The sequence below is a fragment of the Thalassotalea euphylliae genome, from assembly GCF_003390375.1.
In the GTDB taxonomy this organism is placed as follows: domain Bacteria; phylum Pseudomonadota; class Gammaproteobacteria; order Enterobacterales; family Alteromonadaceae; genus Thalassotalea_F; species Thalassotalea_F euphylliae_A.
Genome location: NZ_QUOT01000001.1, coordinates 203,333 through 219,003 on the forward strand (window position 1 = coordinate 203,333; position 15,671 = coordinate 219,003).

General features: G+C 43.7%; 11 protein-coding genes. 9 read left to right on the forward strand and 2 right to left on the reverse strand.

The features are described 5' to 3' along the window. Positions 1 to 74: 74 nt before the first annotated feature. Positions 75 to 569: a YchJ family protein gene (locus DXX94_RS00985; RefSeq protein WP_258872059.1), complete on the reverse strand. Its 495-nt coding sequence runs from the start codon at positions 567 to 569 to the stop codon at positions 75 to 77. 40 nt (positions 570 to 609) lie between these two features. Next, entirely contained in the window at positions 610 to 1,107 is a 498-nt protein-coding gene (locus tag DXX94_RS00990; RefSeq protein ID WP_116013283.1) for a hypothetical protein, read from the reverse strand. A gap of 302 nt (positions 1,108 to 1,409) precedes the next feature. Between DXX94_RS00990 and DXX94_RS00995 the strand changes: the two genes are divergently transcribed. The 9 genes from DXX94_RS00995 to nirB all read left to right on the forward strand — a co-directional run bounded on the left by DXX94_RS00995 (position 1,410) and on the right by nirB (position 15,670). Continuing rightward, a complete protein-coding gene (locus tag DXX94_RS00995) occupies positions 1,410 to 3,542 on the forward strand; it encodes a trypsin-like serine protease (RefSeq protein ID WP_116013285.1) in 2,133 nt (710 codons plus the stop codon). Positions 3,543 to 3,752: 210 nt separating this feature from the next. Continuing rightward, complete coding sequence (locus tag DXX94_RS01000) at positions 3,753 to 5,822, forward strand: trypsin-like serine protease (RefSeq protein ID WP_116013286.1); 2,070 nt, start codon at positions 3,753 to 3,755, stop codon at positions 5,820 to 5,822. Between the two features lie 316 nt (positions 5,823 to 6,138). After that, positions 6,139 to 6,744 (forward strand): ANTAR domain-containing response regulator, encoded by a 606-nt coding sequence (locus DXX94_RS01005; protein WP_116013288.1) that lies wholly within the window; start codon positions 6,139 to 6,141, stop codon positions 6,742 to 6,744. Continuing rightward, positions 6,741 to 7,901 carry a CmpA/NrtA family ABC transporter substrate-binding protein gene (locus tag DXX94_RS01010; protein WP_116013290.1) on the forward strand — a complete coding sequence of 387 codons (1,161 nt, stop codon included), beginning with the start codon at positions 6,741 to 6,743 and terminating at the stop codon, positions 7,899 to 7,901. Before DXX94_RS01005 ends, DXX94_RS01010 begins: the two co-directional genes overlap by 4 nt. Positions 7,902 to 8,345: 444 nt before the next feature. Then, entirely contained in the window at positions 8,346 to 9,707 is a 1,362-nt protein-coding gene (locus tag DXX94_RS01015; RefSeq protein WP_258872221.1) for a CmpA/NrtA family ABC transporter substrate-binding protein, read from the forward strand. 118 nt (positions 9,708 to 9,825) lie between these two features. Continuing rightward, positions 9,826 to 10,803 (forward strand): ABC transporter permease, encoded by a 978-nt coding sequence (locus DXX94_RS01020; protein ID WP_220348145.1) that lies wholly within the window; start codon positions 9,826 to 9,828, stop codon positions 10,801 to 10,803. A gap of 43 nt (positions 10,804 to 10,846) precedes the next feature. Beyond that, the gene (locus DXX94_RS01025; RefSeq protein WP_116000120.1) at positions 10,847 to 11,710 is read left to right on the forward strand and encodes an ABC transporter ATP-binding protein; all 864 of its coding nucleotides are present in this window, start codon (positions 10,847 to 10,849) and stop codon (positions 11,708 to 11,710) included. Positions 11,711 to 11,821: 111 nt separating this feature from the next. Beyond that, positions 11,822 to 13,012 carry an alginate export family protein gene (locus DXX94_RS01030; protein ID WP_116013294.1) on the forward strand — a complete coding sequence of 397 codons (1,191 nt, stop codon included), beginning with the start codon at positions 11,822 to 11,824 and terminating at the stop codon, positions 13,010 to 13,012. A gap of 42 nt (positions 13,013 to 13,054) precedes the next feature. Further along, positions 13,055 to 15,670 (forward strand): nitrite reductase large subunit NirB, encoded by a 2,616-nt coding sequence (nirB, locus tag DXX94_RS01035; RefSeq protein ID WP_116013296.1) that lies wholly within the window; start codon positions 13,055 to 13,057, stop codon positions 15,668 to 15,670. The last annotated feature ends 1 nt before the right edge of the window (position 15,671 follow it).

The following is a 15,671-nucleotide window of genomic DNA, read 5'->3' on the forward strand; positions in this document are numbered from 1 at the left end:
TCCAATCTATTTGTTCGATTAATGTAATTCAAAGACTAGATTGCACTAACTGGTGGGGCTTTGTTAATGACTAGTTATCTTGCGCAGCACTTTTTGTACTTCTTACCGCTTAAGCAAGGGCAAGGATCGTTTCGTTTAATGGTTGCTATTTGTTCGTGCTTAATAATTTCACCATCGTGATAGCGCCACTGCTCGTTTTCTTTAATAAAGTTTGAACACTCACGCATTTCGTAAACTCTTTCTTGGTGCAGATAAAATGCCGAAAACTCCACTTGTGCAGGTTGCGCTACTGGATTGTGTTGATGAACAGTTAAACGCAGCCAAATATTTTCTTTAGCCCATTCTTCTATGTCTGAGACGGAATTTGTTTGTTGGCTTTCTTGTGTGTATGTATCGAATATATATTGAGCGTGGGACTCTGAGTAAGCTGAGAATCTAGAGCGCATTAACTGCTCTGCGTTGACAGGGTATTTAGCTCCAGTTAGGAAAGGCTGGCAGCACAACAAAAAAGTCATGCCCGAACCACACGGGCAGGCTTTATCTTTGTTTACATTATCTATATTTGCCAAGGGAATATCCGGTAAAGAAAAAAACCTTATTTTACGTGAATTAGTGCCTCAACAAAACACAGTGTGTTTTACCCAGATGAGCTAAATCCTGCAATTGTGCTTGTTGCTCTGTGTTTATTTGCGCATTAACAAGGACAACAGCTGCACAATTACCTTTCGTTAAGGTTTTTTCAATATTGGTATGTGCCACATTAACTTTATTGGCATGAACCCACAGCACATTTTGGGTTTTCATTTTAGCTTGAGTAAGCGTATTCGCTGAATGTTGGCTTATACGCTTGTCACCGCAGTGATGCGAATTATGTGTTGTGGATTTATAAAAACCATCGAACGCATGGCTATCGCTGCTAATCACTAGTACCCATTTATGACTCTCGCTGAAACGTTGGCTTAGCAAGCTAATTTGCTGTTCTATACCCGTAGAGTCATTAACGATTTTTTCTTCAAACCAAGGGGTTAGTTGGTAAAGGTTACTTACTGAAGCTGCTTCATTGTTATCAATCGTTGTTTCACGTGCTGTTATTGGCTGTACTTTCATGGTGAAGTTCCTTGGTATAGATATACTGTATAAATAAACAGTATATCTATTTTTGTTTAATTGCAAGTGTTGCTTGAATAAAGTTTGTTCAATTTTTTGAGGTGGATTAACGCTTGCTGTACGCGCGGCGATTGATGCTAAGCGAAGCTAAATCAATTAAGCCATTTTACTCGTCTGATATGCTGTGCCTTTATGGCGATGTATAATTCCTGCGCTAATTTTTTGTCAGCTTTGTAAGCATTATCCGCGTTCGCGTTGCTAATAAGGCTTGTTGTGACAGTTTTATTAATTAGGAACCTTCTATGAAAATCTTCTCAGTGATTTTGGCAAGCACCGCAATTTTAATGACGAGCTCTACGATTGCGAAAAACGTCAACCCGTTGATCAAACCAAGAATTGTCGGTGGCCAAGAGGCAACTCAAGGTGATTGGCCATGGATGTCGGCTTTGGTTATTACTAATGAGCAACCTTTATCGTTGCTAATTGCAAAAGACGGTGAAGTTGCAACTCAGCCATTTATGTTTAGCCCGCAAGGCAAGGCAAGTGGCGAAATTATTGATTGCGGGCTAGGCGAAAAGGCATGTACCAACGCTCAGGGTAAAATTTGTTTTATGGAACGTGGTGAGGTGCCATTTGCCACTAAAGTTAATCACTGTGAAACTGGTGGTGGCATAGGTGCAATTATTTATAACAATGCGCCTGGGCCAATATTAAGTGGTACTTTGTATCCAGATTTTGTTGGTACTATCCCTGTTGTTGCGATATCTCAAGAAGACGGTCAAGCATTTAAAGATGGTTTGTTGGGTAGTCAAGTAGAAGTGTCTGTGACAATGATAGTCGATGGTGCTCAAACATCATTTTGTGGTGCTAGCTTTTTAGGTGACAAGTGGCTGCTTACTGCATCGCATTGCGTGGATGGTGAAACAACTGACTCATTTAAAGTGAATATTGGTGAGTATGATTTGTCTGATGGAGCCCCAAATGCACGTTCTGTTGCTCGCATCTATATGCATCCTGAATATGATCCTATTGCGCTTAATAACGATGTCGCATTAATTGAGTTAACAGAAGAAGCTAACGTTACGGCGGTTAACTTGGCGTCAAAAATTACCACTGATAATGCAGCGCTAGATCATCAAACGGTGACTGCGATGGGGTGGGGTGATCGCACTGGCTATCAACCGGGGGAAGAGCACTTAGTTGATATTCCAGATATTTTACATCAAGTAGATTTAGAGCTGCTTACCAACCTTGAGTGCAATACGACGTTAGTTAATTCCTTGATTGGCCCAGATAGCGACCCTAGTCAAGGTGGAGTTACCGATAAAATGCTTTGCGCCGCGGTAGCGGGAGGTGGCAAAAGTTCATGCCAAGGCGACAGCGGTGGACCACTCGTATTAAATACAAATCAAGGGTGGCAACAAGTAGGCATTGTTAGTTGGGGGATTGGCTGCGCCGCTGATGGCTACCCGGGCGTTTATGCGCGTGTCGCGGAATTTAACGATTGGATTGATGGCATCTATCAAGGTGTTGCTATTGAACAACATGCTGATTTTCACGTTGTTGGGGTTAATCGCACAGAAACTGCTTTAGTCAGAGTGTCTAACAACAGTGGGCAGGCTGTTAATCTTAACTATTCAATTGTCGGCGATTCGAGTTTTACTATTACTGATGGTGAATGTTCGTCGCTGGCTATCGGCGCAAGTTGTGACTTAACGGTCACTTATCAGCCAATTGAAGTTGACAAGCATAGTGCAAGGTTAACAATCACAACAGACGATATTAGCGTGAAAACAAGTTCCGCTTATTTGTCAGGACAAGCGATTGCTCCTATGCCGAGCTTTGACAATAGTCTGGCAGCGGGTAATGAAGTTAATTGGTATAGCGGTGGCCAAAAAAATTGGCAGCAGAATACGAGTAATAGCAGTATTGAAAGCGGCACTATTGAGCATAATCAATCAAGCATTGTGATGGCTCAAATTGAAGGTAAGGGTGAGCTAAGTTTTGAATGGGCGGTATCTTCAGAAGCCAACACTGAGAATTCAAGCGATCCATATGATGCACTTTATGTATTCATTAATGGGATTGAGTATAACCTTATCTCTGGTGAGCAAGACTTCGCGGCATTAACGTGTACACTTGAAGGTGACAGAAACCGCGTGACTTGGGTATACCGCAAAGATCAGGAAACATCGGCAGGTAACGATAAGGCCTATTTGCGAAATATAGTGTTTACCGCAACAGAAGAGTCAGGTACTAATCCCGTTCCGCCAGCGCCTTCAACCCCAAGTACGCCGAGCACACCGTCTACACCGGCTCCGCCAACGGCACCAGAAACAGAGTCATCAACAGGCTCTTCTGGTGGAGGTTCAATCGTCTGGTTATTGTCACTTTCTTTTTTATTGATTTTTAGGCGCAAAGGCTCGATTAGTTAGCCAAATTTTCTGCCAACTTATAAAAGGTAACTTATCTTATATTATAGAGCTCGGTATTACTGCTTCACTGATGTCTGTTTTTTACGAATCATTAGGGGCGGCATTTAAAGCTTACCTTTATATAAATTGTAAAATTTTTCGACTTTTTTGCTTTAAACCTCGTAGAGGATCTATTAAGGTGAGTTTGGAAAATTTGTTAAGGAAGTGTAAATGAAAAGATTTGGGATAGCGGCAATCAGTGCGGCACTAATGGTAGCCTACCCTGTGGTAGCCAAAAACACTAATCCACTGGTAAAGCCGAGAATTGTTGGTGGTGAGCAGGCGGTGAATGGCGATTGGCCATGGATGTCGGCGTTAGTGTTTACTGGCGAAGAGCTAACAACCTCATTGGAAGTATCGGGCACAAGCTATGATACTGGCCCGTTTACCAATAGCCCAGCAGGTCAGGCAAGCGGCGAACTTGTCGATTGTGGCATTGGCGATCAAGCTTGTAGCGATGCACAAGACAAAGTTTGTTTAATTGAGCGTGGTGAAATCAACTTTTCGGTAAAAGCGGAAAACTGTGAAGCCGGCGGTGGTGTTGGTGTTGTTATTTACAACAATGTTGACGGCGCGATTAATGGCACGCTAGGCGATGACTTTGCTGGTGGTATTCCGGTCGTTGCAATTAATCAAGAAGATGGCCAAGCGCTAAAGGCAAATAACCTAGGTGATATGGCAACGGTTTCTGTATCGAGTGAAGCGAGCCTAATCCAAGACTCTTCATGTGGTGCTACATTCCTTGGTGGCAAGTGGGTATTGACGGCTTCGCACTGTGTTGATAGTGCAAGCTCACAATTTGTCAAAGTTAATGTTGGCGAACATGACCTATCCGATGGCGCAGAAAATGCTATCGATATCCAAACCATTTACATGCACCCAGAATTCGATGCACCTAGTTTAAATAATGATATTGCGTTACTAGAGTTAGTGGAAACTGTTGATGCCCCAAGTGTCACCTTGGCATCTAAAGTTATCACTGACAATGCGGCAGCAGAAGCAAGCGATGTTACTGTAATTGGTTGGGGCGGTCGTTTGGGTTATGAGCCAGGCGAAGGGCCAACAGGTGATTTCCCAGATATTTTGCATCAAGTAGACTTACAACTGCTAAATAACCAAGAATGTCGAACCGTTTTAGCCAATTCATTGTTTGGTGAAGGCGGCGACCCTGACAGAGCAGGTGTGACTGATGTCATGATTTGTGCCGCTGTTGCTGGAGGCGGCAAAGGTTCATGTCAAGGTGACAGTGGGGGCCCTCTCGTACTAAATACTAACGAAGGCTGGCAACAACTTGGTATCGTTAGCTGGGGCTTTGGCTGTGCAGCAGATGGGTTCCCAGGCGTTTATGCGCGTGTTGCTGAATTTGATGATTGGTTAACGGCAATTACAGAAGGTATTGCGATTAACCAAACCCAAGACTTCCATATTGTCGGTACTGAGCAAACTTTTAGCACGCAAGTAGAAGTGGTTAACAACGCCTCACAAACAGCGAACCTTACCTACAGCATTGAAGGCGATGATAGCTTCTCTGTTGCTGATGGTGAGTGTTTATCGCTTACCGCGGGTGAACGTTGTCAGTTAACGGTTAATTACACGGCTAGTGCCGTAGGTGAGCAAACAGCTCGTCTAACCATTAACAGTGATAATAGTGAGATTACCACCAGCGAGACTTTCTTAGCAGGTCGTGCAATTGCGGCATCAAGTGATATTGAAAACACAGTTGGCGGCGATGAAAACATCACTTGGTATAACGGTGGTGAACAGGCTTGGCTTGCCAATAGCGTTGACGGTGGCATTGAAAGCGGCGCAATTACTCATGATCAAGACAGTATCGTTATGGCTGTTGTAAGTGGTGAAGGTGAACTTAACTTTGAATGGTCGGTATCATCAGAAGAAAATGCTGACGATCCTGCCGAGCCTTACGACGCGCTTTATGTTTACATCAATGGTGAACTAGTGGAGTTTATTTCAGGTGAAGTCGCATTTGAGCAAAAATCATACGACTTAACGGGTGAAGAAAACCGTATTACTTGGGTATACAACAAAGACGGCTCTGCAAGTGAAGGCGACGATAAAGGCTATATTCGCAATATTAGCTTTACGCCGACAGCGGCACCAGCTCCTGCTCCAGCGCCGACACCAACACCGACTCCGGCAGCACCGAGTAGCTCTTCTGGTGGCGGCTCTATGGCATGGTTACTACCATTGTTATCGTTAGTGTGGTTAAGAAGAAAACACTAGCTAAGCTGATTATTAACGGCAGCTTGTTAACTTATTAGTTTATATAGCTTTTCGTTAACCTGTTTAAAGGTCTGCATATGCAGGCCTTTTTTGTGCCAAATAGCTTAACACCAGGGAATATTTATAGTTATCAGTTCATGGCGTTGGACGTGTTTCACTAAAATAAAGCAAAGCTGCATTAAATCGGTTCAACAGTTGCGTAATTAGCCATAATAATAAACTTAAGAACATGTTATTCAAGGGAATATAAAGCTGGTGCGTATCTTGTATTAGTTGCTATCTAAGCTTGGAAAAGTGGCGACTCACGCAAACCAGCATGCAAAAACAACAATTAAATGAACTAAACGTGCTCCTTATCGAAGACGATAAGAAAAAAGCCGACATTCTGATGAGTGCCTTAGATCACTCACAATACTGTATTAAACACGTCGCATCTTCGGGTATGTCATTGCTCAAGCAAGTTGAACAACTGCAACCTGATGTCATTATTATCGATGTCGAATCCCCAAGTCGCGATATTCTCGACAGCCTCAGCATTATTTCACACGCCAATCCTAAACCTGTTGTCATGTTCTCGGAACAAGAAGATACCGAAACCATTAATCAAACAGTGAAATCTGGGGTTAGTGCCTATATTGCCGGCGATATAAATCCTGTTCGTGTGCGCTCCATTTTAGATACCGCCGTCGCGCGTTTTTCAGAATACCAAGCGCTAAAAAGTGAACTGGTCAAAACCAAGCAAAAGCTTTCTAGCCAGCGAGTGGTTGAACAAGCAAAAGTTTGGCTGATGGAAACCAAAAGCCTAACTGAAAAAGAGGCTTATCATCGAATTCGCAAAATGGCGATGGATAACAGTCAGAAGCTGGAAGATGTAGCCAAAAATATTTTATCACTTGCGCAAATGTTGGAGAAATCATCATGAACAGCACTAACATTCATAACATAGAGCATAACAAGCGCAATATCTCTCTTGGCTTTATGCCATTAACTGACTGTGCGCCCCTTGTCATTGCCCATGAGTTGGGCTTTTTTGAGTCGCAAGGGCTAAATGTTACGCTGAAAAAGCAATATTCATGGGCGACCATGCGCGATAAGTTGCATGCAGGCGTGTTAGATGCTGCGCAGTTTCTTGCACCGATGCCGATTGCCAGCACGTTAGGATTAAGTGGCCCTGCGGTGAACGTTATTGCGCCTATGGTGCTGAGCCAAAATGGCAACGGTATTACCATCTCAATGGCGCTTTATGAAGAAATAAAGTTTGTTCATCAACGTCATCATATTGATTTACCCATTAGCGCTGCTTTGTTGAAACCTGTTATTGAGGCTAGAAAGAAAGCAAGCAAGCAAACTGACACGAAATTAAGATTTGCCACCGTTTATCCGCACAGTTGTCACTATTATCAATTACTGACGTGGTTCGAGCAAAATGGTGTTAATAAGGACGATGTTGATATCGTTATTATTCCTCCTGCCTCTATGGTTGAAGCGCTCCAAAGTGACGATATTGACGGCTTTTGTGTGGGTGGTCCTTGGAATGCCAAAGCAGTACGTGATGGTGTTGGCGTTACGGGGGCAACATCTTGCGATATATGGCCGGACATGCCAGAAAAAGTACTGGCGATGAAACAGAGCTGGCAAGAGCAACACCCAGAAACCACGAAAGCGCTAATTATCGCACTGCAGCAAGCATGCGATTGGCTGGCTACAGTGGCTAATCGCTTTGAAGCGGCACGCATATTGAGCAGGCACACCTATTTAGATTTACATTTGTCGGTTATCGCGCCGTCGCTTATTGGAAGCTGCCTCGTGCATCATCAACTATCACCACGTCACATTCCGAGCTATAACCGTTTTGCCCTTGATGGCAATGATACGATCAATAAACCGGAACTCTTCCATGGTGAATGGCTGTTGAGTCAGATGGTCAAACATCAACATATTCCTGCTGAAGTTAAGCTAGAAGCACTGATTGATAGTGTATTTCGACAAGATATTTATCAGCAAGCATTTGCAGAGCACGATGCTTTTGCAACACCAACTAAGGTAACGCCACTAAAAAGCACCAAAATGGTACCTTAGTGCGCCAAACTAATGCATTGGCAGGCAAACAGCATCTAACACAAAATCATCACTAGAGTGTGCAAAGTCAATAAAAATAAGGGTTTAGAGTAAACATTCAAAGTTGGCACTAAACCTGAATAGTAGTAATTGAAGTTATCAACGTTTGTAGTTGGGTCAAACGAAAATTAAAACCAACCCTGCAACGGCTGTGGGTATAACTCGCCTAGAACCAAGCATTTTAGGCAACAAAGATTACGCGTTAATAAACAAGTAATAACACAACAATTTATTTAACTAATTACACCGCAAAGGCGTGGTAACCGATTAGTTTGGCATAGTAGCCCGCATGCACGTGGTAATGATCCTCATGATCAAACCTCAGGTGCAGCGGGCTTTTTTTATTTGGAGGAACGGATGTTTAAACACCTATTAAAACAACCTAAACATATCTGCCGTAAAATAATGGGTCAAGCGCTTGTAGCCGGCCTTTGTCTTTCGAGCAGTGTCGTAAGCGTTAGCGTTAGTGCCGAGGAATTAGGGTATCCAGAAAAAGAAGAGCTAAAATTCGGTTTCATTAAACTTACAGATATGGCACCTATCGCCATTGCTTATGAAAAAGGCTACTTCGAAGACGAAGGTTTATACGTCACGATTGAAGCGCAAGCAAACTGGAAAGTGTTGCTTGATGGTGTGATTGATGGCCGCTTAGACGGTGCCCATATGCTAGCAGGTCAGCCAATTGCAGCAACCATTGGTTATGGAACAAAGGCTGAAATCATTACACCGTTTTCAATGGACTTAAATGGTAACGGCATCACAGTTTCTAATGAAATTTGGAAACAAATGAAACCAAACATTCCTAAGCAAGCTGACGGTAAGCCAGTTCACCCGATCAAAGCTGATGCCCTTAAGCCTGTGGTTGAAAAATACTCAGAAGCGGGTAAGCCATTTAATATGGGCATGGTATTCCCTGTGTCTACCCATAACTATGAGTTACGCTACTGGTTGGCGGCAGGTGGTATTCACCCTGGTTACTACGCACCTCATAAAGGCGACACATCAGGTCAAATTGACGCTCAAGCATTACTTTCTGTAACGCCGCCACCTCAAATGCCTGCCACGTTAGAAGCTGGCACTATCTACGGTTACTGTGTGGGTGAACCTTGGAACCAGCAAGCAGTATTCAAAGGTATTGGTGTACCTGTTGTTACTGACTACGAGATCTGGAAAGACAACCCAGAAAAAGTATTCGGTATCACCAAAGCGTTTGCTGAAAAATACCCTAATACCACTATTCGTTTAACGCGTGCACTGATTCGCGCTGCGAAATGGTTAGACGAGAACGACAACGCTAACCGCCCAGAAGCGGTAAAAATTCTATCGCAGTCAAACTACGTTGGTGCTGACTACGATGTGATTGCAAACAGCATGACAGGTACCTTTGAATACGAAAAAGGTGACAAACGCGCTGTTCCTGACTTCAACGTATTCTTCCGTTACAACGCAACATACCCATTCTATTCAGATGCAATTTGGTACTTAACACAAATGCGTCGTTGGGGCCAAATCAGTGATGATAAGCCGGATAGCTGGTACTTCGATGTAGCGAAAAAAGTATACCGTCCAGACATTTACATGAAGGCAGTTCAATCATTGGTCGATGAAAAAATTATGCCAGCAACTGATTTCGCTTCGCTTGATGGTGAAGACGGCTTCCGCAGCCCGCAAACACACTTCATCGATAACATCGTTTACGACGGTACTAAGCCAAACGAATACATCAATAAATTTAACATTGGCTTAAAAGCTGGCGACAAGATTTAGTCGCCAGTAACAAAACCCAGTACTAGAAAAGTAAATAGAAAGTTATACAGCGTAGCTTTACGGTTAAGTGGCTAGTGTTACGCGCTTGGAGAGAAATATGACCACCTTAATACAAAAAATGGCTACATCAGAAGGACAGCCGAGCTGGGCAACCAATGCGTTGCGTTGGCTGTCAAATCACATCAAAGCTATTGTTTTGCCAATAGTTGGTATTGGGATTTTCCTGATAATTTGGTCGTTTGCCGCCAGTAAAATTGATACGTCGTTAGGCAAGTTCCCAGGCCCAACGGCAGTGGCGACTCAGGTGGTCAATTTATACCAAGAGCACAACACAGAACGCGAAAAAGAAGCAGCGTTTTATCAACGTCAAGAAGAGCGCAATGCCAAGCGTGTTGCTAAAGATCCGAATTATGTACCTAAAATCCGTGCATATACCGGTAAAGAAACCTTTATCGACCAAATCGGCACTAGTTTGATTACGGTGATGAGCGGTTTTGCTGTCGCGGCGGCTATCGCGATCCCACTAGGCATTGCAATTGGTCTTAGCAAAAACTTGAATACGGCAATTAACCCCATTATTCAAATTTTTAAGCCGGTATCACCGTTAGCGTGGTTGCCACTCGTGACCATGGTGGTTAGCGCGGTATATGTGTCGCCTGAGCCAATGTTTGCCAAGTCATTTCTAAACTCAATGATCACGGTAACCCTGTGTTGCTTGTGGCCAATGGTGATCAACACCTCTGTGGGTGTGTCAGCAATTAACTCTGATTGGAACAACGTTAGCCGAGTATTGCGCTTGCCCAGCCTAGTACACGTGCAAAAGATTGTACTACCAGCGTCAATTCCTGCCATTTTCACGGGTATGCGTTTATCACTGGGTATTGCTTGGATGGTGTTAATCGCGGCAGAAATGCTGGCGCAAAACCCTGGTCTTGGCAAATTTGTTTGGGATGAATTCCAAAATGGTAGCTCGCAAAGCTTAAGTCGCATTATGACCGCCGTATTTGTTATTGGCTTTATCGGCTTTTTGCTTGACCGCGGCATGTTACAACTGCAACGCATTGTCTCTTGGGACAAAGCCAGCGCAAACCGTTAATCCTCTTTAGGCCCTGATAATAATACAGACAAGGAATATTTAGATGAGCATTTTACTTGATATCAGCAAAATCGACATGGTATTTCCAACGCCTAAAGGAGACTTTACCGCGCTAAAAGAAGTGGATTTAAAAATTAACAAAGGTGAATTTATCTCGTTAATTGGCCACTCTGGTTGCGGCAAGTCAACGGTACTAAACGTAGTGGCGGGTTTATACCAAGCCACTAAAGGTGGTGTGTTACTGAACAATAAAGAAGTGACGGAACCAGGCCCAGAGCGCGCCGTTGTGTTTCAAAACCACTCTTTATTACCTTGGCTAACGGCTTATCAAAACGTTGAACTTGCGGTTAAACAGGTGTTCAAGAAAAAAATGGCACCGGGCGAGATGAAAGAGTGGATAGAACACAATTTGAAACTCGTTCATATGGATCACGCGATGCACAAACGCCCAGATGAAATTTCTGGTGGTATGAAGCAACGTGTGGGTATCGCTCGTGCGCTGGCTATGCAACCCGAAGTACTCTTGATGGATGAACCATTTGGTGCATTGGATGCACTAACCCGTGCGCATATGCAAGATTCATTGATGGAAATACAAGACGAACTCAACAATACCGTGATCATGATCACTCATGATGTTGATGAGGCTGTGTTGCTATCAGATCGCATTGTCATGATGACCAATGGCCCTGCGGCCACAATTGGTGAAATTCTTGATGTTAACTTACCAAGACCGAGAAATCGCTTGGCACTAGCGCAAGATGTTGAATATAACCGACTTCGCTCCGCTGTATTAACTTTCCTTTATGAAAAACAACGAAAAGTCGAAACCATTGGCCAAAAGGCTGATGACTCGACAACTGTTAAATCGAACAAAGAAAACATGAAAAAACATGACGTGGCGTAACAAAAAAACACTAAATTAGCGCTACGATACGCTGGTTAATATTTAGCCTGTCACTAGACTGAGCTATGTAAAACCCTCGTTTTCGTTTGAATCGAACACTAAGGAATTAATATGAAAGCAAATAAACTAACTCTCTCAATTCTAGCTGCAACTACATTTACTGCTGTTTCACCTTTGGCCTACAGTGCTGATGCAGGCACAGCGTCTATCGATTTTCGTTTACGTTATGAAGCTGTCGATCAAGACAACGCATTGCGCGATGCTGATGCCTTAACGCTTCGTACTCGCCTAAGTTATAAAACGGCAACCTTTAACAAGTTCTCAGGCTTTGTTGAATTTGAAGACTCACGTCAAGTGCTAGGTGTTGACGATTACAACGACACGGCTGGCAATGGCGCAGGTTATTCAGTGATTGCCGATCCTGAAACAACAGAAGTTGATCAAGCATATGTTCAGTATGCCGATCAAGGCTTTACGGCAAAAGTTGGTCGTCAAGTACTTACCTTAGACAATCACCGTTTTGTGGGTCACGTTGGCTGGCGACAAGACAGACAGACCTTCGATGCGGCTTCATTTAATTACAAATCGGATAACTATGAAGCGACTTACGCTTACCTGACTCAACGTAACCGTATTTTTGCCGAAAATCGTGATTTAGATAGTAAAGACCACTTGTTGAATGTGAGCTATAAAACGCCATTCGGTAAGTTAACTGGTTATGGCTACTTGTTAGATGAAGATGAGGGCGTTCAAAGAGAAATAGATACGTACGGTATTCGCTTTGCGGGTAGCCAAAAACACGGTGATAGCAACAAGGTACTGTATGCCTTTGAGTTTGCAACACAAGACTCTGAATCTGCAGCGGGTCAATTTGATGCCGAATATTCACTCATTGAAGTAGGTTACGGCTTTAGCGGTATCACTGTCAAAGGCGGTTACGAAGTATTGGGCAGCGATAACGGCTTTTACGGCTTCTCAACTCCTCTTGCAACCTTGCACAAATTTAACGGTTGGGCTGATCAATTCTTAGGTACACCAAGCTTAGGTTTAGCTGATTTATATGTCTCAGTTTCAGGTAAGGCGTTAGGCGGTAAATGGTCGATAGTGTATCACGACTATGAAGCTGACGAAGATGAAGCAGCAGTGGAAGACTTTGGTGACGAAATCAATCTTTCATACGGGAAAAGTTTCAACAAAACCTTTTCAGGTGGAATTAAGTTTGCCGCTTATTCGGCAGGCGACAGTGGCTCAGGCAAAGTCGACACAGACAAGCTTTGGGTCTGGGTTGGTGCGAAATTCTAATAAAAAAGCATCAATCAGGAATCTAAGTTAAGAGGAAATAACATGTCTAAACAGCTAAACGTCGTTGTTGTTGGCAACGGTATGGTCGGTCATCACTTTGTTGAGCAACTTGCCAATTTACGTGAGTCTGCAGAGCAAGTGAACATCACAGTGTTGTCAGCTGAAAATCGCTTGGCCTATGACCGCGTTCATTTATCTGAGTATTTTGCGGGTAAAACAGCGCAAGACTTGGCATTAACAGACGAATCAACTTACCACGATTGGCAAATTGATTTTCGTACCAATGCTAAGGTCACGACTATTGATCGCCAGCAGCAGCAAATCACCACTGAAGTGGGTGAAACGTTTAGCTACGACAAGTTAATCCTTGCAACAGGTTCTTATCCTTTTGTGCCACCGATCCCTGGGGGAGATCAATCTCATTGCCTTGTTTACCGCACCATAGATGACCTGGAGTCTATTAAAAGCAGTGCAAGTAGCAGTAAAGTTGGTGTGGTGATCGGTGGCGGTTTATTAGGCTTAGAAGCCGCCAATGCACTCAAAGAGTTAGGGCTGCAAACCCATGTAGTGGAATTTGCACCGCAATTAATGGCAGTACAAGTTGACACTGGCGGTGGCCGTTTACTCAAATCAAAAATTGAAGAGCTTGGCGTGCAAGTGCATACCTCAAAAGCAACACAAGTGATTGAAAAAGGTGAGTCTTGCCGATACCGCTTAGTGTTTGCTGATGGTGAAACCTTAGAAACCGATCTGGTGTTATTCTCAGCAGGTATTCGCCCATACGACAACTTAGGGCGAGAAAACGACCTGACGCTTGGTGAACGTGGTGGTATTGTGATTAACAGCCAATGCCAAACGTCAGACGAGAATATTTATGCGATTGGCGAATGTGCGCTATATGAAAATATGATTTACGGCTTAGTGGCACCGGGCTACTCGATGGCGAAAGTTACCGCTAATCATGTGTTAGATAGCACCAGTGAAACGGTGTTTGAAGGCGCCGACATGAGCACTAAATTAAAATTAATGGGTGTTGATGTTGGCTCGATTGGTGATGCGCATGCCAAAACACAAGGTGCATTAACCTATACCTACGAAAACCAACCAGAAGGCGTTTACAAGAAAATCGTTGTTTCTAGCGATAAAACTCTGCTACTAGGTGCTGTGCTTGTTGGTGATACCAGCGAATACGACAGCCTTTTGCAATACATGCTAAACGCCATTGAACTGCCAGAAAGCCCAGAAGCGCTGATTCTACCAATGGCTGCAGACAAACCTATGTTGGGTGCTGATGCATTGCCTGATACCGCAACCATTTGTTCATGTTTAAATGTCACTAAAGGCGATATTGTTGCTGCTGTCGATGGCGGTGCCTGTAGCGTTGCCGATGTGAAATCTTGCACCAAAGCCAGTACAGGTTGTGGTGGCTGTGCTGCCTTGCTTAAAGACGTGGTAGATAAAGAGCTAGAAAGCCGTGGCGTTGAAGTGAAAAAAGATATCTGTGAGCACTTTGCCTATTCTCGTCGCGAATTGTTCGATATCGTTAAAGTCGAGAAAATCACCAGTTTCGAGCAGTTAATTGAAAAACACGGCCAAGGGTTGGGATGTGAAATTTGTAAGCCAACCGTGGGTTCAATTTTAGCGTCGGTTTGGAACGATTATATCCTGGATAGCAGTAAAGTGCCGCTTCAAGATACCAACGATACTTTCCTCGCAAACATGCAAAAAGACGGTACTTATTCAGTCGTACCGCGTATTCCAGGCGGTGAAATTACCCCTGACAAGCTGATCACTATTGGTGAAGTCGCGAAAAAGTATAACCTTTATACCAAGATCACCGGTGGCCAACGCATCGATTTATTCGGCGCTCGTGTCGACCAATTACCTGATATTTGGCAAGAATTAATTGATGCTGGCTTAGAGACAGGCCACGCTTACGGTAAATCTGTACGTACCGTGAAATCTTGTGTTGGTAGCACTTGGTGTCGATATGGCGTGCAAGACAGTGTCGGCATGGCGATTGACATTGAAAACCGCTACAAAGGCGTGCGTGCTCCACACAAAGTGAAGTTTGCTGTCTCTGGTTGTACGCGCGAATGTGCTGAGGCGCAAAGTAAAGATTTTGGCGTGATTGCAACTGACAAAGGCTGGAACCTTTATGTTAGTGGTAACGGTGGCATGAAGCCTCGTCACGCGGACTTATTCGCAACCGACTTAGATGACGAAACCCTGATTAAATACATTGACCGTATCTTTAGCTTTTACATTCAAACGGGTGATCGTTTGCAACGCACGTCGGTATGGATGGAAAATTTAGAAGGCGGTTTAGAGTACCTGCAAAAAGTGATTATTGACGATCACTTAGGCATTTGCGACGAACTTGAAAAACAAATGGCAAGTATTGTTGGCAAATACCAATGTGAGTGGAAAACCACACTGGAAAACCCAGAGTCATTGAAGCGATTTAGACAATTCGTCAATTCAGATAAAACCGACAGCAATATTCAATTTGTGACGGAGCGCGATCAAATTCGCCCGGCAACACTTGCTGAAAAGAAAGCGGGTGAACTGGGCGGCAATATCGAAATTGTCGATTTAACCTACAATGAGAGCCCTAGCGAATCTAGCAAACAAGCTGTTGCTGTAATGGAGGACTAAT